The organism is Sphingomonas glaciei, from assembly GCF_023380025.1.
In the GTDB taxonomy this organism is placed as follows: Bacteria; Pseudomonadota; Alphaproteobacteria; order Sphingomonadales; family Sphingomonadaceae; genus Sphingomicrobium; species Sphingomicrobium glaciei.
On sequence record NZ_CP097253.1, the window covers coordinates 1,955,001 to 1,972,518 of the forward strand.

General features: G+C 68.3%; 16 protein-coding genes (1 of these 16 running past the window's edge). 5 read left to right on the top strand and 11 right to left on the bottom strand.

The features are described from left to right. A protein-coding gene (locus tag M1K48_RS09475; RefSeq protein WP_249454738.1) for a CBS domain-containing protein crosses the window boundary here: on the bottom strand, positions 1-328 show its 5' portion. 107 nt of this gene lie to the left of the window's left edge; 328 of the gene's 435 nt are visible here — the first part of the coding sequence; the start codon lies at positions 326-328; its stop codon lies beyond the left edge, outside the window. Between the two features lie 81 nt (positions 329-409). Here M1K48_RS09475 and M1K48_RS09480 point away from each other — a divergent pair, with 81 nt between their 5' ends. Continuing rightward, the gene (locus M1K48_RS09480) at positions 410-709 is read left to right on the top strand and encodes a hypothetical protein (protein WP_249454739.1); all 300 of its coding nucleotides are present in this window, start codon (positions 410-412) and stop codon (positions 707-709) included. Next, positions 706-1,092, top strand: coding sequence for an acyl-CoA thioesterase (locus M1K48_RS09485; RefSeq protein WP_249454740.1), 387 nt, complete (start codon positions 706-708; stop codon positions 1,090-1,092). Before M1K48_RS09480 ends, M1K48_RS09485 begins: the two co-directional genes overlap by 4 nt. Here the strand turns inward: M1K48_RS09485 and M1K48_RS09490 are convergent. The 6 genes from M1K48_RS09490 to hisS all read right to left on the bottom strand — a co-directional run bounded on the left by M1K48_RS09490 (position 1,089) and on the right by hisS (position 8,336). Beyond that, positions 1,089-2,612, bottom strand: coding sequence for a DUF4139 domain-containing protein (locus tag M1K48_RS09490; protein WP_249454741.1), 1,524 nt, complete (start codon positions 2,610-2,612; stop codon positions 1,089-1,091). The genes M1K48_RS09485 and M1K48_RS09490 overlap by 4 nt on opposite strands. Positions 2,613-2,621: 9 nt before the next feature. Continuing rightward, the gene (locus tag M1K48_RS09495) at positions 2,622-4,055 is read right to left on the bottom strand and encodes a DUF4139 domain-containing protein (protein ID WP_249454743.1); all 1,434 of its coding nucleotides are present in this window, start codon (positions 4,053-4,055) and stop codon (positions 2,622-2,624) included. Between the two features lie 100 nt (positions 4,056-4,155). After that, positions 4,156-4,938, bottom strand: a complete 783-nt coding sequence (locus tag M1K48_RS09500) for a DUF4167 domain-containing protein (protein WP_249454745.1) — start codon at positions 4,936-4,938, stop codon at positions 4,156-4,158. Between the two features lie 228 nt (positions 4,939-5,166). Beyond that, complete coding sequence (prmC, locus tag M1K48_RS09505; RefSeq protein WP_249454746.1) at positions 5,167-6,000, bottom strand: peptide chain release factor N(5)-glutamine methyltransferase; 834 nt, start codon at positions 5,998-6,000, stop codon at positions 5,167-5,169. Positions 6,001-6,012: 12 nt separating this feature from the next. Next, positions 6,013-7,092 (bottom strand): peptide chain release factor 1, encoded by a 1,080-nt coding sequence (prfA, locus tag M1K48_RS09510; RefSeq protein WP_249454747.1) that lies wholly within the window; start codon positions 7,090-7,092, stop codon positions 6,013-6,015. Next, positions 7,089-8,336, bottom strand: a complete 1,248-nt coding sequence (gene hisS / locus M1K48_RS09515) for a histidine--tRNA ligase (protein WP_249454749.1) — start codon at positions 8,334-8,336, stop codon at positions 7,089-7,091. The genes prfA and hisS overlap by 4 nt, the downstream gene beginning before the upstream one ends. 54 nt (positions 8,337-8,390) lie before the next feature. On the opposite strand from hisS, the gene M1K48_RS09520 reads away from it, so the two are divergent. Together M1K48_RS09520 and ppa are read left to right on the top strand one after the other, a co-directional pair. Beyond that, positions 8,391-10,307 (top strand): M61 family metallopeptidase, encoded by a 1,917-nt coding sequence (locus M1K48_RS09520; RefSeq protein ID WP_249454751.1) that lies wholly within the window; start codon positions 8,391-8,393, stop codon positions 10,305-10,307. Beyond that, a complete protein-coding gene (gene ppa / locus M1K48_RS09525; RefSeq protein ID WP_249454752.1) occupies positions 10,304-10,840 on the top strand; it encodes an inorganic diphosphatase in 537 nt (178 codons plus the stop codon). The genes M1K48_RS09520 and ppa overlap by 4 nt, the downstream gene beginning before the upstream one ends. A gap of 16 nt (positions 10,841-10,856) precedes the next feature. Here the strand turns inward: ppa and M1K48_RS09530 are convergent, their stop codons facing one another. Continuing rightward, positions 10,857-13,436, bottom strand: coding sequence for a TonB-dependent receptor (locus tag M1K48_RS09530; protein ID WP_249454754.1), 2,580 nt, complete (start codon positions 13,434-13,436; stop codon positions 10,857-10,859). 106 nt (positions 13,437-13,542) lie between these two features. Between M1K48_RS09530 and M1K48_RS09535 the strand changes: the two genes are divergently transcribed. Further along, a complete protein-coding gene (locus M1K48_RS09535; RefSeq protein ID WP_249454756.1) occupies positions 13,543-15,099 on the top strand; it encodes an amidase in 1,557 nt (518 codons plus the stop codon). Here the strand turns inward: M1K48_RS09535 and M1K48_RS09540 are convergent. Genes M1K48_RS09540 through ispG form a run of 3 tightly spaced genes read right to left on the bottom strand, consistent with a single transcriptional unit; the run spans position 15,096 to position 17,509 of the window. Beyond that, positions 15,096-15,410, bottom strand: a complete 315-nt coding sequence (locus tag M1K48_RS09540; RefSeq protein WP_249454758.1) for a DMT family transporter — start codon at positions 15,408-15,410, stop codon at positions 15,096-15,098. The two genes, M1K48_RS09535 and M1K48_RS09540, sit on opposite strands and share 4 nt — an antisense overlap. An 11-nt stretch (positions 15,411-15,421) precedes the next feature. Further along, complete coding sequence (locus M1K48_RS09545; protein WP_249454759.1) at positions 15,422-16,324, bottom strand: DMT family transporter; 903 nt, start codon at positions 16,322-16,324, stop codon at positions 15,422-15,424. 54 nt (positions 16,325-16,378) lie between these two features. Then, the gene (gene ispG / locus M1K48_RS09550; RefSeq protein ID WP_249454760.1) at positions 16,379-17,509 is read right to left on the bottom strand and encodes a flavodoxin-dependent (E)-4-hydroxy-3-methylbut-2-enyl-diphosphate synthase; all 1,131 of its coding nucleotides are present in this window, start codon (positions 17,507-17,509) and stop codon (positions 16,379-16,381) included. Positions 17,510-17,518: the final 9 nt, after the last annotated feature.

Sequence of the window (17,518 nt, forward strand, 5' to 3'; positions counted from 1 at the left end):
TCGTCACCACGGGCAGGTGGCGAATCCGCCGTGCGGTCATCAGCGCCAGCGCCGTCAGTACCGGCGTCGCGGGGTCGACGGTGATCGCCGGCGCCGTCATCGCGTCCTCGACCCTGCGCCGGCCGAGCTCCTCGTCGCCGTGCGCCGATAGGCAGGCGACGATGTCCCGTTCCGACAGGACCCCAGCGACTGCGCCCGAGCCCTCGACCACCACCAGTGCGCCGATCTTGTTGCGGGTCAGCACGGTCGCAGCCTCTCCCAGCGTCGCGGCACTGGTGATGGTGGCAACCTCGGGTCCCTTGCTCGAGAGGACGGCGGCGATGGTCATGCATTAGGCTCCTTCGCAAGTCGCGTGGGTGTTAAGGCCGGGGTTGAAGGTCTCACCTTCGGCGCACAAAGGGAAGCTTGCATGCCCCAGCCCGATCCCATCCCCTCGCTCCGGCGTTCGCAATGGCAGCGCTTCCGCCGCATCATGCGGTGGATGAGCGTCGCCTCGATCCTGGCCGCCGCCACCGCGGTCTACTTCGTCACTCAGGGCGAATCGGAAACCAAGATCCACATGCTGATCGCGACCGCGCTCGGCGCCGGTTTCAGCGTCCTGCTCGGCGCCGCGCTGATGACGCTGACCTTTCTCAGTTCGGGCTCCGGCCACGACGAGGAAGCCCATCGCACCCCCGAGGACTCACTCAACGACAAGGACCTGCCTTGACCACCAACGACCCCCGCCAGCCGACCCTGCGCATCACGCCGGGCCCGAGCGACATCAACTCGAACGGCCACATCTTCGGCGGCTGGGTGCTGAGTCAGATGGACATCGCCGCCGGCATCGTCGCCTCGCGCCGGGCGAAAGGCGCCGTCGCCACCGTCGCGATCGAGCGCATGGAGTTCATCGCCCCGATCGAGCTGCGCGACCTGATCAGCGTCTACGCCGAGGTGGAGCGGGTCGGTAGGACGAGCATGGCGATCCGGATCGAGGTCGTCGCCGACCGCGATCGCGGCGATCGCCGGATCAAGGTCACCGAGGGCCTGTTCACCTTCGTCGCGCTGGACGAGCAGCATCGTCCCCGCGCGGTCGACCAGCCCTCCGCCTAGGAGCGGCGGATCCGGTAGGAGATCGTTGCGCTGCCATTGGCCGGGACGGTCGCCAGCCACAGCAACTTGCCGTCGCGGCGCATTAGCTTCGCCCCGTCGATCCGGTCGCCGTCGTCGTGCAGCAGTTCGACCTCGGCCTGGACCGCGACCGGGCGATCGTTGGTCACCACTAGAGTGCGACGATCCCCCTCGCCGCTCGACAGCCGCACCCGGACGCCGCTCGTCTCGGCAACCTTGATCTCGACCTTCTCGCCCACGGCCGTGTCGCGCATGTGCCCCTCACCGATCAGCAGCGGCCGACCCGCTCCTTCGCGAAACAGGACGAGGTTGCCGGACGGAAGCGGCAGGCCGAGGCCCTGTTCCTCCCGGTTACGACTTCGCAGCAGCAGTTCGCCCTGCTCTTCGGCCTCCTCGTCGGCGCTGACGACGGCCATCCGGTAAACGGCCTCGACCTTGACCGCCGGGCGGTCGAGCAGACCGACCTGCTTCTGGGCATTGGCGCCCACGGTCACCGGCTCCGGGATCCGGTAGAGCTGAAGATCGCCCAGTCGCTCCCGGACCGCGGTGATCCGGCTGCCGGTGACTACTATTTCTTCGCTCCGGAAAGCTACGACGGGTGGGGGTGGAGGTGGAGGAGCTGGCGGCGCTGGAGGGGTATCACCGTTCGCATAACTGCTCCCATCGGGCTGGCTCACTGTCGAGGTCGTCGCGGCGGGCCAGCATTGCAGCCGCAGCGGGGGCGATTCGACCGGCGCAACCTCGACGCCCTCGCGATTGACCTGCCCCGCCACCGCCTGCGTCGTCGCCCCGGGAAAACTGGTGTCGTCGGTGCTCGCCAGGGTCAGCCAGGCCCGCAACTGCAGCTTGCGCTCGTCGCGCGACAGGGTGGCGACATAATCGGCCTGCCAGTCGAAGCCGGTCGCCAGATAGGAAAGGGTCACGCTCGCCCGTAGCGCCTGCCGCGCGCGCACCCGGACCGATAGCGTCGGGCGCGCCGACAGGCCTGCCGGGACGCGGTCGTAGACCAGGGTCTCGGCGAGCCCCGTGCAACGCAGCGCCTCGACCCCCGCGGCGGTCTGCAACACCACCCCGCCGTCGCCGCCGCTGCGAACGATCGCCTCCCCTTCGACCACCGTGCCGGTCGCGCGGTCGGTGCGGCGCAGCGTCACGCGGTTGCCCAGCGCGCGGCCGACCAGGCTTCCGGCGGATAGGAGCAGCGCGTCGCGATTGCGCTCGAGCAGGCCTTCGGGCACCCCGCCGACGATAGCGCTTTGTGGAATGATCCCGCTCGCCACGCCTTCGAAGCGAAGCTCGGATTCGCCGGCCGGAATGTCGATCGAGCGGGTCTCGCTGATCAGCGCATAGCCGTTGAGCCAATTCAGGGCGGGCCGCCGACGGCCGCGATCCGGATCGCGATAGACCGTCACCCCGACCCGCTCCGGCCCTGCCGAGGTAACGACCTGCTGCGCGCCGGCGGGTGCGGCGACGACTGCCAGGATAAGCAGCGCGGTGAGGCGCATCGGCCGCGCCTAGAAGCGCGTGTCGAAGGTAGCGTTGACGCTGGCCTCGCCATTGGCCGGCACCGCCACCCGCCAGATCGCCGCGTCGGCCGAACTGCGCTCGCTCTTCAGCGTCTCGGCGGTGATCCGCGTATCGCCCCACAGCCCGTCCTGGAACAGCACCACGGTGACCGGCCGCGGCGAAGCGTTGGTCAGCTTGTAGCGCATGACGGTCCGCCACCGGCTGCCGTCCGAGGCCAGCCGTGTCCGCTGCTCGACTACCGGCTGGACCTTGATATCGAAGGCCTGGCCGGTGGTGAGGCCGATATCGCTGCCCATCGGCGTGTGCCCAATCCGCGATTCGCCGACGAACTGCGGCGTGCCGCGGCTGTCACGCTGATAGACCCGCACCGTCCCGGCGGGCAGAGCATCGCCAAGGCCTTGCGCCCGTCCGGTCGAGAAGCGCAGCACCGTGTTCACGCTGTTCGGCTGGTCGGCTGTCCCCAGCCAGGGATTGCGATATTCGTAGGCGCGCTCGGCGGGGGTGCCCGACACGTCGAGGAAGCTGACCTGCTTCTGCTGGGCCTGCGCGATCGTGGTCCGCTGCGACAGCGGATAGAGGTAGAAGTCGCCGACCCGCTCGCGCGCCGCGCTCTCGGTCCCGGCCCCGCGTAGGGGCGGCGGCGGAGACGGGTTGTAGCGGCCGACCGAACTTCGTGCCGACCCCGAGCCGACCGCGCCGGCGACCAGCACCACGTCGGCGTTGCGGTAGGCGGTACCGCTGCGATTGTTGAGCGTGATCCAGCCCTGCACGTCCATCCGCCCGGCGGGCTCGTCGAACAGTGCAACATAGTCGGCGTTCCAGCCCAGGCCCGGGGTCAGGTAGGTGAGGGTCACCGGCTGGCGCCCGGCGCGCGGCGCGGTCAGCGTTACCGACAGGGTCGGGCGCGGGCGCAGGCCGTCCGGCACCTTGTCGAAAATCACCCGCACCGGCAGGCCATCGTCGCGCAACACCTCGATCCGCTCCCCGATCTGCAGCACCACCCCGCCATTGGTCGCCAGGACGCGGGCCCGCTCGCGGGTCTCGGCGCCGGTCGCGGGATTGACCCGAACCAAGGTGATGGTCTCCCCCACCGCCTTGCGCATCAGCGCGGCCGGGCTGAGCAAATCGTAATCGAAATTCTGTTCGATGATGCCGATGCCGGCCCCGGTCAGGGTCACCGTTTCCGCGCGGATCTGCGCCGACACGTCGGGAAATTCCTGGCGCGAACGGCCGGCGGGAAGCGCCAGCTCGCGCCGGTCCTGAACCAGAGCTAGGTCGTTGTTGTAGATGGTGACGGCGACGTCGCCCTGTGCGCTCGCGTCAGGCGCGGGGATCGCCTGGGCGAAGGCCGGCGAAGGTGGGAGAAGCGGAGTGCCAAGGGGCGCCAACGCCGCCGCCAGAAGACCCACGACCAGACGCATGAACAGGCTCCTTCCCCGATGCAGGGAAGGAGCCTGTAACATTGTTACATTGTCGTCAATCGATTATCCGACCGCGCGGCCTCAACCGCGCGAGACAGGATCAGGCCGCCGGAGCCACGCCCTCGTCATTGTCCTCGACGCGGGGGCGACGAACGCGGCGGCGGGGACGGGGCGCTTCGGCCTCGACCTCTTCGTGGGTCACATCGGCGATCGGACCGATGGCGGGTGGAAGGAAGTCGGCGATCCCGCCGCCCACGGTCTCCGCGGCGACCGGCTCGGCCTGCTCTTCCTCACGCGGACGCCGCTCGGCGCGCTCACGGCGGGGACGCTCCTCGCGCGGACGCTCGTCACGCGGACGATCTTCGCGGGGCCGATCCTCACGGGGCCGATCCTCCCGGGGCCGATCCTCCCGGGGACGATCTTCCCGTGGACGGTCGTCACGGGGAGCCCGGTCGCGGCGCTCGAAGCGCTCGGCGCGCGGCTGACGGTCCTGGCGTTCGGGTCGCTCCTGCCGATCCTGCCGCTCGGGGCGATCCTGGCGGGCCTGCGGCTGGTCGTACGAATCCTCGTCGCCCTCGCCGTCGAAGCCCTCGTCGTCACCCTCGTCGTCATCGTCCTGGTTGGAACGCTGATCCTCGAAGCGCGAGCGGGTTTCGCTGAGCACTCGGAAATAGTGATCCGCGAACTGCAGGTAATATTCGGTCTGCACCCGGTCGCCCGCAAGCTGCGAATCGCGGGCCATGTTCTTGTACTTCTCGAGCAATTGCGCGGCATTGCCCCGGCTGCGCTGCTCGCGGCCACCACCGCTTCCGCCGCCTCCGCCGAGACCCTGCGGACGCTGTCCCCCACGACCGCGACGGCGGCCGTTCTGGCGATTGTTCATCAAGCGTGACGTTCCTTGAACACTGGCGCCGAACAAATCCTCAAAGCGCGTGAACTGCGGTGCCGGGACACGAACCGCTCGTTGCCCGGAGCCCCTTTTGCGTTCTGGTTGCCGCGCCTGTTGGCTGCGGAAACGAAAGCGTAAATCGGGGATAGCTTCAGTCGGCTCCACGAAGCGGACCTATGCTGGACATTAGATGTAGCAACCGAACCGGCCTTTTCCAAGCCTTTATTGCGGGCCCTGCTGGATCAGCAGCGCCCGCGGTCGTCCGCCAAGGTCGCGAGCGAGTGCAGGCTTGAGTCCTTGCGCGGTAAACAGGGCAGCTGCGCTGTCGGCCTGGTCATAACCGATCTCGATCGCCGCCAGGCCGCCGCGCGCAAGCAGGCGTCCGATCTCGGGCGCGAGCAGGCGGTAGTCGTCGAGCCCGTCGGCGCCGCCGAAGAGGGCTTCGGGAGGCTCATGCTCGGCAACGCCCGGCCCTAGGGCCGCGCCTTGGGCGACATAAGGCGGGTTGCACAGCAAGAGGTCGAAGCGCTCGGTCACCCTCTTCGCCCAGTCGCCGCGCCGGAAATGCGCGCGGGGTGCAAGCCCCAGCCGGTCGGCGTTGCGCCTGGCATAGGCCAGCGCCGCCTCGCTTGAATCGACGCCGAGGCCGGTCGCCCGCGGCCACTGATCGAGCGCGGCCAAGAGCAGCGTTCCCGGCCCGGTGCCCAGGTCAAGGATACGCTCGGGTCCGTCGCCGCCGGCGAAATGCTCAATCGCCGCCGAGATCAGGGTCTCGCTGTCGGGACGCGGGATGAGGGCCCCGGGACCGACCTCCAGCTCGATGTTCCAAAATGCCCGACGGCCGATGATATAGGCGACCGGTTCCCCCTCGCAGCGCCGCTGCAGCAGCCCGGCGAAAGTGTCGGGCACGTGACCGGTTGGCGGTCGCAGCAGCAATTGGTCGCGCTCGATCCCGAAGGCGTGGGCGAGCAGCAGCTCGGCATCGAGCCGCGGGGTGTCGGTGCAGTCGGGCAGGCGCCGCACAGCCTCGTGCAGCGCGCGGTCGACCGGGTTCATGCGGGCGTGCCCTCAGGCATCTTCGAGCCCGGCCAGCCGCTGCGCCTCGTCCTCAGCGATCAGCGCTTCGGTCAATTCCTTCAGCCCCGGCCCCTCGAGGATCTCGGGCAGCTTGTGCAGCGTCAGGTTGATGCGGTGGTCGGTCACCCGCCCCTGCGGGAAGTTGTAGGTGCGGATCCGCTCAGACCGGTCGCCCGACCCGACCATCGACTTGCGTGCGCCCGCTCGCTTGCTCGCCAGCCGCTCGCGCTCCAGTTCGAACAGGCGGGTGCGCAAGACCTTCAGCGCCTTGGCCTTGTTCTTGTGCTGGCTCTTCTCATCCTGCTGGATCACCACCACGCCCGACGGCAGGTGGGTGATCCGGACCGCGGAATCGGTGGTGTTGACCGATTGTCCCCCCGGTCCCGACGAGCGATAGACATCGATGCGGAGGTCCTTGTCGTCGATATGGACGTCGACATCCTCGGCCTCGGGCAGCACCGCCACCGTCGCGGCCGAGGTGTGGATCCGCCCGCCGCTTTCGGTCGCCGGCACGCGCTGGACGCGGTGGACGCCGCTTTCGAACTTCAGCCGGGCGAACACGCCGCTCCCGTTGATCGAGGCCACGGCTTCCTTGTAGCCGCCGACCTCGGACTGGGAGGCGCTGATCAGCTCGAACTTCCAGCCATATTCGTCGGCGAAGCGCTGGTACATGCGCAGCAGGTCGCCGGCGAACAGCGCGGCCTCGTCCCCGCCGGTACCGGCGCGCACTTCCAGCATCGCCGCGCGCTCGTCGGCGCTGTCCTTGGGCAGAAGCTGCAACGCCAGCGCGCGCTCGGCCTTGGGCAGCGCGGCCTCGATCGAGGCCAGTTCCTCGGCCGCCATCTCGCGCAATTCCTCGTCACCATCCCGGCTCATCGCGCCAAGGCTTTCGCGCTCGGCCCGAAGCCTCCGCACTTCGCGTGCGGCCGCCGCGACCGGCTCGATCTGCGCATATTCCTTGCTCAGGCGGACGAATTCTTCGGGGGCGAGCGTGCCGCTCGCCATCATCGCAGACAATTCCTGCCGCTTGGCCTCGATCTGCGCGATCCGCTCGGACGAGATGGATGTCATGCGCTCAGCGCTGCGTGCAGCACATCGAACGCGACTGCGCGCTGCTCTCCGGTCGAAAGGTTCTTGACCTGCGCGGTCCCGCTCTCGACTTCGCTGTCGCCAAGAATGATGGCGAAGCCCGCACCGGCCGAAGCGGCTCGAGCCATCCTCTTCTTCATGTTGCCGCGCCAAGCCATGTCAGCGGAGATGCCCTGCCGGCGAAGGTCGGCGAGGATGCGCGTCGCCGCCTGCTCCGCCGCCGACCCCTGCGGGACCAGCACGGCGATCGGCCGCTCGGGTGCCGGAGCGTCGATCAGCATCGAAAGCCGCTCGATCCCCGCGGCCCAGCCGATCGCCGGGGTGTGCGACCCGCCGAGCTGCTCGACCAATCCATCATAGCGCCCGCCGGCCAGCACGGTTCCCTGGGCGCCAAGCGCGTCGGTGACGAATTCGAACGCGGTGTGGCGATAATAATCGAGCCCGCGGACCAGCCGCGGGGCGCGCTCCCATACCACCCCGGCGGCGTCGAGCCCGGCGGTGACCGCGGCGAAAAAGTCGCTCGCTTCCGCAGTCAGGAAGTCGTCGATGACCGGCGCCGAATCGACGATCGGCCAGTCGGCATGCGCCTTGCTGTCGAGGATCCGCACCGGGTTGCGGTCGAGCCGGTCGCGGCTGTCTTCGCTAAGGTCGGCGCGGCGCGAGGCGAAATGCTCGTGCAGCGCATCGCGCCACGCGCTGCGGGTCGCCGGATCGCCCAGCGTGTTCAATTTGCACACCACCGTTCCGCCGACGCCAAGTTCGCGCAGCAGCTGGTCGGCGAAGCACAGCACCTCGACATCGGCTTGCGCTTCGCCTGCGCCGAGGATTTCGGCGTCGAGCTGGTGGAACTGGCGGAAGCGGCCCTTCTGCGGGCGCTCGTAGCGGAACGCCGGCCCATGGGTCGCGACCTTGAGCGGCGCATATTGCTGCCAGCCCTCGGTCAGGAAGGCGCGGGCGATCCCGGCGGTGAATTCCGGGCGCAAGGTAACGTTGTCGCCCGAGCGGTCCTCGAAGCTGTACATTTCCTTGGAAACGACATCGGTGGTCTCGCCGAGCGAGCGGGCGAACACCGCTGTGGACTCGAGCACCGGCACCTCGACGCGGCGGAAGCCGAACAGGCGGCGGACGCGGTCGAAGGTCGTGACCACGGCGTGGAAACGATCGGCCTCTTCACCGAGGAGCGACTGCATGCCGCGGACGGGCTGGGGAGTGTCGATCTTGGCCATGAACTTAGGCCTGCGCCACTAGCGGCTGAGCGCCGGGATGGCTAGGCGGGTGGAATGCGTAGCCTGTTCCTTGCCGCGGCGCTCGTCGCCGCTTCTCCCGCCCTCGCCCAGGTGGTGCCGCTCTCGGCACCGCAGCCGCTGCCGATCGTCCAGACGATCCCGGCCGCCCGAGACATCCCCTACCCGGGCACCATGCGGCTGGAAGTCGATGCCAGCGACCTGCGGCAAGGCATCTGGACCATCCGCCAGACGATTCCTGTCGCGCAGGCGGGCCGAATGACCCTGCTGTTCCCGCAATGGCTGCCTGGCAACCATGCCCCGCGCGGCGAGATCGACAAGCTGGCCGGACTGACCTTCACCGCCGGCGGACAGAAGCTGCGCTGGAAGCGCGATCCGGTCGACGTGTTCGCCTTTCACCTCGACGTGCCGGCCGGTGCGGGCGAGGTCGAGGCGCGGTTTCAGTTCCTGACCCCGACCGACGGCGCGCAGGGCCGGATCCTCGTCACCCCCGATATGCTGAACGTCCAGTGGGAAGACGTCTCGCTCTATCCCGCGGGCTATTTCACCCGCCGCATCCCGGTCAGCGCCACCGTCACCTATCCCGCCGGCTTCCAGGCCGCGACCGCGCTTCGCCCGACCGCGACGGCCGGCACGCGGGTGACCTACAATACGGTCAGCTACGAGACGCTGCAGGATTCGCCGGTGTTTGCCGGCCGCTATTTCCGCCGTGACGACCTTGGTCAGAACGTGTTCCTCAACACGATCGCCGACAGCCCAAAGGAGCTGGTGGTTCCGGCCGACGTTTTGCAGAAGCACCGTAACCTGGTGACCCAATCCCTGCGCCTGTTTGGGACCCGGCAGTTCGACCACTACGATTTCCTGCATGCGATCACCGACAAGCTCGGCGGCATCGGGCTCGAGCATCACCGCTCGAGCGAGAATCAGAACGATCCGGGCTATTTCACCGACTGGAAGGCGAGCCTGCCCGACCACAATCTCCTGCCGCACGAATTCACCCATAGCTGGAACGGCAAGCACCGCCGCCCCGCCGACCTATTCACCCCCGACTTCCGCACCCCGATGCGCGACAGCCTGCTGTGGGTGTACGAGGGCCAGACGCAATTCTGGGGCCATGTCCTGGAAGCGCGTTCGGGGCTGTCGACCAAGGCCGAGGTGATCGACAAGCTCGCCAACATCGCCGCCGGCCTGAACCTCACCCGCGGGCGCGAATGGCGCCCATTGGTCGACACCACCAACGACCCGATCATCTCGGCCCGCCGGCCCAAGGCCTGGCCCAGCTGGCAGCGCAGCGAGGATTATTACAACGAGGGCATGCTGGTCTGGCTCGAAGCCGATGCGATCATCCGCGGGGGCACGGCCAACCGCCGCGGCATGGACGATTTCGCCCGCGCTTTCTTCGGTACGCGCGAGGGCGACTGGGGCGTACGCACCTACACGCTCGACGAGGTCGTCGCGACCCTGAACTCGGTCTATCGCCACGATTGGCGGAGCTTCCTGCAGGCACGGGTGTATGAGCCCTCGGCCGAAGGCGCGCCGCTCGCCGGCTTCACCCGCTCGGGCTACCGGCTCGATTATGCCGAGACGCCCAATGCCGCGCTGGCGGCGTCGATGAAGAGTGCCAAGAACCATAATTACAGCTGGTCGCTCGGGCTGACCCTCGACAAGGACGGCAAGATCACCGCGGTGATTTGGGACGGTCCGGCGTTCAAAGCCGGGCTGACCGTCGGTCAGACGATCGTGGCGGTCGGCGAGAAGGCCTATAGCGAAGATGCGCTCATGGCCGCGATCACCGCCGCCAAGGGTGGCAGCGCGCCGATCCCCCTGACCGTCAAGCGCGGTGAGAGCATCCGGGCGGTGCCCCTTTCCTGGAACGGCGGTCTTCGCTATCCGCGCCTCACCAAAACAGGCGGTGGGCGGGGCGCCCTCGACATCCTTCTGGAGCCAAAGTGAACCTAGACCTCGTGCCGGCGGGCGCCAATCCGCCCGAATCCATCAATGTCGTCATCGAAGTGCCGATCGGCGGCGAGCCGGTGAAGTATGAACTCGACAAGAAGTCGGGCGCCATCTTCGTCGACCGCATCCTGCACACCGCGATGCGCTATCCGGCCAATTACGGCTTCATCCCGCACACGCTGGGCGAGGACGGCGACCCGCTCGACTGCCTGGTAATGAACCGTTGGCCGTTCATGCCCGGCTGCGTCGTTCGCGCGCGTCCCGTCGCCGTGCTGTTCCTCGAGGACGAGGCCGGCGGCGACGAGAAGCTGCTCGCCGTCCCCGACGTCAAGACGACCCCTTATTACGAGGGGATTGGCGAGGGCGAGAACCTGCCCAAGATCGTTTTCGACCAGATCGCCCACTTCTTCACCCACTATAAGGACCTCGAACCCGAAAAGTGGACCCGCGTCGGTCACTGGGGTGACCGCGAGGACGCCAAGAAGGTGATCGTCGACGGGCTCGAGCGGGCCAAGCGCGAGGGGTTCTAAGCCCCTCGCTCCATTCTCACTCGTCCGGCCGCCCGCCGCCGCCCTGTTGCACCGCACGGCGAATGAAGCGGTTTGGAATGAACAATTTGCGGAAGGTCAGCCCCACCGTGCGCCCGATCGGCTCCAGCCGGTCGGGCTGGTAGGCGAAGGGGATGGTGCTGGTCGCACCGTTCACCTCGGGCCGCGCATTGAAGATATTGTTGACCTCGAACCGCACCGAGCTTCCGCGCAGAAACGGGACCTTGGTGACGAGGTCCAGCCGCTCGCCGAGATTGGCGAAGGCGCGCAGGTTGAAGGTCGCATAGGGCGAGAAGCGAAGGTCGTCGCCGACCGAGGCAAGCCGGGTCGCGCTGCGCCAATTGCCCGACAGCCGGACCCCAAGACCATTGTTGTAATAGCCGCTCTCGACCTCGACCTGGTGCCGCGGACGGCCGCCGCTGGCGCTTAGCGCTTCACCGTTCAGATAGTCGAGTATGGGGAGGCCCGGCCCGATCACCAGTTCGTCGGTGAGCGTCAGCGTATGGGTAGCCGACAGGGTCAAGCGCCCGCCGCGTCCACCGCCCGGCCCGCCGCCGAAGCGGCCGCCACCGCCACCCGGCCCGCTAGCACCGAAGCGAGGACCACCGCCCTCGCCGCCGGGACCACGAGTGCCCGGCGGCGGCGCTTCACCCTCGCTGCGCACCACCACCGTCGGTGCCGGGGTGGTGCCGTCGGCATTGGGGCGGGGAGCATTGGGGATCAGCCCCGACTGGCGGGCGCGGTCGACCAGACGGTTGATCGTCTCCCGCGATGGCCGCTGGGTGCGCAGCGACTTGGTGAAGTCGAAGCCCCAGCGCACCGTCTCGCGGGTCGATCGCTCGGCATTGACCGGGCGCAGATCGACGCTGATCAGCCGCTCGGAAAGGTCTCGCTGGAAGCGACGGGGGAAGGCCTGCTCCAGCGCGGCGGTGGCGGCCGGAAAGCTGATCTGCGGATTGTCGGTGGTCTGCCGGACGAATTCGGCGCGCAGCCGCAGGTCGGGATCCTCCAGCGGCTGCCAGTTGCCGCCGATCTTGAACACGTTGCGGCGGTCGGCGAGCAGATCGCGATTGCCGCCGGTGATGGTGGTGACCGGAACCGTCACGCCGTTGCGCGCGTCGAAGAACGGCACACCCTCAGTGTCGAGCCGCGGATCGCCGAGCTGCTGGAGAGAAGGGGCGCCTTCCTCCCGGGTCCAGCTGAGCAGGACGCTTGCGCGCGGCGCCGGCGACCAATTCAGCCCCGCTCCGAACGTCGTCAGCGTTCCGAAGTCGTCGAGATAGCGCAGCCCGCCATTCACATTGGCAGTAAGCCGCCCGATCGCCGACGCCCGCTCGGTTATCGGCAGGTCGACGTTGGCCGAGCCCTCCCCGATGAAGCGGTTGAAATCGGACGGGGTGACGACATTCGACCGGCGGCTCCTGCCTTCGATTGCCAGCCTGCTGACCCCTCCCTTCAAGGTGACGTTGGCCATGCCCGCCGGCAACTGCAGCAGCGGTCCGTTGGCGGTCGCATCAAGGCTCAGCGAACTACGCGTCGATTCGCTGAGGTCACCGCGCAGCGCGGTTTCCGATTCGCTCTTCACCAGCTCGCCGTTGGCGGTCGATGACAGTCGCCAGCGCCCGACTTGGCCGTTCAGCGATCCGCCAAGCGCATAGGTCGACCCGCTGGTTTCACGCCGCAGATAATTGCCGTCGAGCAGGCCCAGCCCGCTGCTTCCGCCCCGCCGTTCGGCTTCGGCGGTCAGCGTTCCGTTGAAGATCGACGAGACCGGCCGGCTCAATGTTCCCGATACCCGGGCAGACTGCCCGGCGCCGACGAGAGTACGGAACGGCCGGCTATCGATCGTGTCCTCGCTGCGGACCCCGATCCCGCGCTCGTTCTCGAACAGCGGGTTATTGCCCTCGACCCGGACGTTGCCCGAGGTGCGCGTATTGTCGCGGATCAGCAGCTTGCCGACGTCGGCGCGGCTTGTTGCATAGCCGCCGTCGGTGGCGACCCGGCCGCCGACTTCCGCAGTGGTTGAATTGAAGCGCCGGCGAAGGACGATGTTCACCACCCGCTGGTCGGCGGAATAGCCGTACTTCAGCGCCACTTCCTCAGGCAGGATCTCGGTCCGCTGGATCGCTTCGGGCGGAAGGTCGCGAAGTTCGCGAAAGCCGGAGATCCGCTGGCCGTTGAGCAGCACGACCGGCGCTCCCGCGCCGCGCCCGCGCGCGCTTCCGGCCTGGGTGGCGATCGAATCGAGCAGTTCGGCGATGCTGGTCGCCCCGGTCGCGCGGATGTCGCGTGAATCGAGCACGTTTTCGGGCGGGATGTTGCCGACGACCGACCCGCGCGGACGGGCACCGGTGACGGTGATCTCCTGATCGACATCCTCGCCTTCCTCGTCGGCGGCGGCATCGGGATCCGGCGCGGCGGGCTGCGCGGCGGCAGACTGCGCGACGGCGACCTGCTCGGCCGGGGCCGGGGTCGCGGCCGGGGCTGGGGCCGGGGCGGGCTCTGGGGCCGGCGCGACCTGGGCGGACAGGGGCGCGGCGAGAAACGCCGTGGACGCGAGGAGAATGTTTCTGGTCATATCTGCCTTGAAGAACTGGAAAGCGGGATCGTTCCGGCGGCTTGTGCCCCCGCGATGAACCTGAAATGTCTGTCCGCCCCGTCTTTCGACCAACCGGAGTCATGCCTTGACCAGCAGCCGATCGCTTTCGCTTCTCGCTGCCCTGGCGCTCGGGGGCTGTGCGGTCGCCTCGCCCGAGATGGTGGCCCGGGCCAGCCAGGGGCCGATGCCCCTTCCCCTCCCCACCAGCCCTGCGGCCGAGGCGATCGCCCGGATCAACGCGAGGGACGCGCAGTTGCACGCCGTGATCGCGGTCAATCCCAGGGCGGAAGCCGAGGGCCTGGCAAGGATCGGTGCCGCGGCGCGGGATGGGGAGTGGCTGCACGGCGTACCGATCCTCATCAAAGATAATGTCGAGGTCGCAGGGCTTCCGACCACCGCCGGAAGCCTGGCGCTAGCCGGCAACGACACCGGCCGCGACGCGCCGATCGTCACCCGCCTGCGCCGCGCGGGGGCGATCATCGTCGGCAAGACCAATCTCAGCGAATGGGCCAACATTCGCTCGAACAGCAGCATCTCGGGATGGAGCGCGGTCGGCGGCCAGACCCGCAACCCCTATGCGCTCGACCGCAACACCTGCGGCAGCTCGAGCGGCAGCGGAGCGGCCGTGGCGGCGGGCTATACCGACTATGCGATCGGCAGCGAGACCGACGGGTCGATCACCTGTCCCGCGAGCATGACCGGGGTGGTCGGACTGAAACCGACCATGGGCCTGGTCAGCCGCACCCACATCGTGCCGATCAGCGAGAGCCAGGACATCGCCGGCCCGATGACCCGCACCGTCGCGCAGGCGGCGACGCTGCTGCAGGTGATCGCTGGCAGCGACCCGGCCGACCCGGCCACCGCCGAGGCCGACCGGCACAAGCCCGCGCGGCCCGAGCCCCTTTCGGTAGATGGGTTGAAAGGCAAGCGCATCGCCGTGCTGCGCTTTGCCGCCGGCTTCGGCACCGATGCGGTGTTCGACCAGGTGCTGGCGCAACTACGTCAGGCCGGGGCCGAGCTGGTCGAGATCAAGTCGTTCAAGCCGACGGGCAACTACGGCAACGCGGAATATCAGGTCCTGCTGACCGAACTGAAGGCCGGCATGGCCAGCTATCTCGGGAGTAGTCCGGCTGCCGGGCCCAAGTCGCTGGCCGATCTCATCGCCTTCAACAAGGCCAATGCCGTGACCGAGATGGCGCTGTTCGGGCAGGACACTTTCGAGGAAGCGGAGAAGACCAAGGGCCTTGCCGACCCGGCATACCGCAAGGCCCGCGCCGACAGCCAGCGGATCGCCAGCGCCGATCTCGACCGGCTGCTCAAGGGCGTGGACGCGGTGGTTTTCCCGACCCGCCCGGCCGCGTGGAAGATCGACGCGGTGCACGGCGACGTCTCGCCCGGCGGCAACGGGGTCGGGTCGATGGCGGCGGTGGCTGGCTATCCGCACCTGACGGTGCCGATGGGGCTCGTTCGCGGGCTTCCGGTGGGCCTGAGCTTCATCGGGCCCAAATGGTCCGACTGGCGGCTGCTCGGCTACGGCCACGCATTCGAGCAGGTCCGCGGCGCCTTCCCGCGGCCGACCTTCCTGCCGAGCATCGAGGCATCGCCGCAGGTTGCCCCGGCGCTGGAGCCGCAGCGGCGCTAGGCGGTCAGCTTCAGGCCGGCGATGGCAGCGACGATTCCCAGGATTAGTAGCAGGCGGATAGTGGTCGAAGGTTCGTCGAAGAACAGCATCCCCACGATCACCGTCCCGATGGCCCCGATCCCGCCCCATACGGCATAGGCCGTGCCCATCGGAATCTCGCGCGCGGCGCGTTCGAGCAGGAGCATCGACAGCGTCACGCTGCCGAGGAAGGCCGCAGTCCACGGCAGGTTGCGGAAGCCGTCGACGAACCGAAGCGAGGTGGTGAACCCGACCTCGAACAGACCGCCAAGGATGAGCAGGAACCAAGCCATCGTGTCTCTCCTCAGGGCGCGGCTTCGAGGTGGGGATTGGCGGCCTGCGGGCTGCGCGCGGCCAGCAGGCAGCCAGTGACGATCAGCCCGGCACCCGCCAGCGTGAAGCCCGACAGATGCTCACCGAACACCAGCCAGCCGAACAGCGCCGCCCACAGGAAGGCGGTATATTCGGTGGCCGCCAGATAGCTCGCTTCGGCGCGGGCATAGGCCCACGACAGGAGCAATAGCGACAGGGTGGAGAGGACGGCGGCGCCCAGCAAGGCAGGCCAGTGCTGCAACGAGGGCAGCGTGGTTCCGACGACCGGCAAAGCCAGTAGCAGGACCAGGCTGACGGTCAGGTTCTGGAAGAAGGCGATCTCGAGCGGACCGGCGGCCTGGCTCTGCCGGCGCATCATGATGATGTTCATCGCATAGAGCACCGCCGAGGCGAGGATGGCGAGGCTTCCGAGCAGCGCCTCGCGCCCGAGGTCGGCGCGGGCCTGGCCGACGAAGATCACGATCACTCCGGCGAAGGCGAGCACCGAAGCGCCGACCGTACGCTTGCCGACCACTTCACCGAGCAGCACGGCGGCGAGGTAGAGGGCGATCAGCGGGGCGATGAAGGCCAGCGCGATCGCCTGGGCCAGGGGGACATGGCCGATGCCCCAGAAGAACAGCAGGCCCATGACGCTGGTCAGGACCCCGCGTTCGACGTGCATCCGCAGAACCTTGCGCTCCGGCCAGGCCTTCCAGCTCAGCCCATAGCCGAGCCCGGACATGCCGACCCCGGCGAAGCTGCGCCACAACATGGTGGAATAGACGCCGATCGCGAGCACCAGCCCCTTCATGATCGCGTCCATGCCGGAGAAGAGCGCGATGCCGAGCGTGCCGACCGCGAAGGCGATGGCTGGGGTGGCGAGGCGCGAACTCATGAAGCGCGGCCTAGAGGATGGGGTCTGCGGCGCAACCCCGTGACGGTCGCGGGCTTACTCGGCCGCGACCGGTTCGGCCGCCGCTCCTGCCGCTTCGATTTCCGCGGCCTTGGCTTCGACCAGGCGGACGATGTGGTCGACCATGCCCTCGTCGGCGACATGGTGGTCGGTGACGCCCGACAGATAGACCATATGCTTGCCGTTGCCGCCGCCAGTGACGCCGATGTCGGTCTCGCGCGCTTCGCCCGGGCCGTTGACGACGCAGCCGAGCACGCTGAGGCTCATCGGGGTGCGGATGTGCTGCAGCCGCTCCTCGAGCTTTTCGACGGTGCGGATGACGTCGAAGCCCTGCCGTGCGCAGGACGGGCAGGAGATGACCCGCACGCCGCGGTTGCGGATGCCGAGCGCCTTGAGCAGGTGATAACCGACCCGCACTTCCTCTTCCGGTTCGGCCGAGAGTGAGACGCGGATAGTGTCGCCGATCCCGCTCCACAGCAGCATGCCGAGCCCGATCGAGCTCTTCACCGTGCCGCCGATCAGCCCGCCGGCCTCGGTGATTCCGAGGTGCAACGGGCAATCGACCTGCGAGGCGAGCTCCTGATAGGCGGCGACCGCGAGGAATACGTCGCTGGCCTTCACCGCGACCTTATACTCGTGGAAGTCGTGGTCCTCGAGCAGGCGGATGTGATCGAGCGCGCTTTCGACCAGCGCCTCGGGGCACGGCTCGCCATATTTCTCGAGCAGGTCCTTCTCGAGGCTTCCGGCATTGACCCCGATGCGGATCGCGCAGCCATTGGCCTTGGCCGCGCGGACCACTTCGGCGACCCGCTCCGACGAACCGATATTGCCGGGATTGATCCGCAGGCAGGCGGCGCCGGCGTCGGCTGCCTCGAGGGCGCGGCGGTAATGGAAGTGGATGTCGGCGACGATCGGCACATTTGCCGCGCGAACGATTTCGCGCAGGGCGGTCGTGCTTTCGACGTCCGGGCAGGAAACCCGGATGATGTCCACCCCGGCCTCTTCGCAGCGGCGGATCTGGTCGATAGTCGCCCGCGCGTCGGAGGTCAGCGTGTTGGTCATGGTCTGGACGGTGATCGGCGCATCGCCGCCGACCGGCACGTTGCCGACCATGATCTGGCGGCTCTTGCGGCGTTCGATGTGGCGCCAGGGGCGAAGTGAAGACATGTCAGTCAT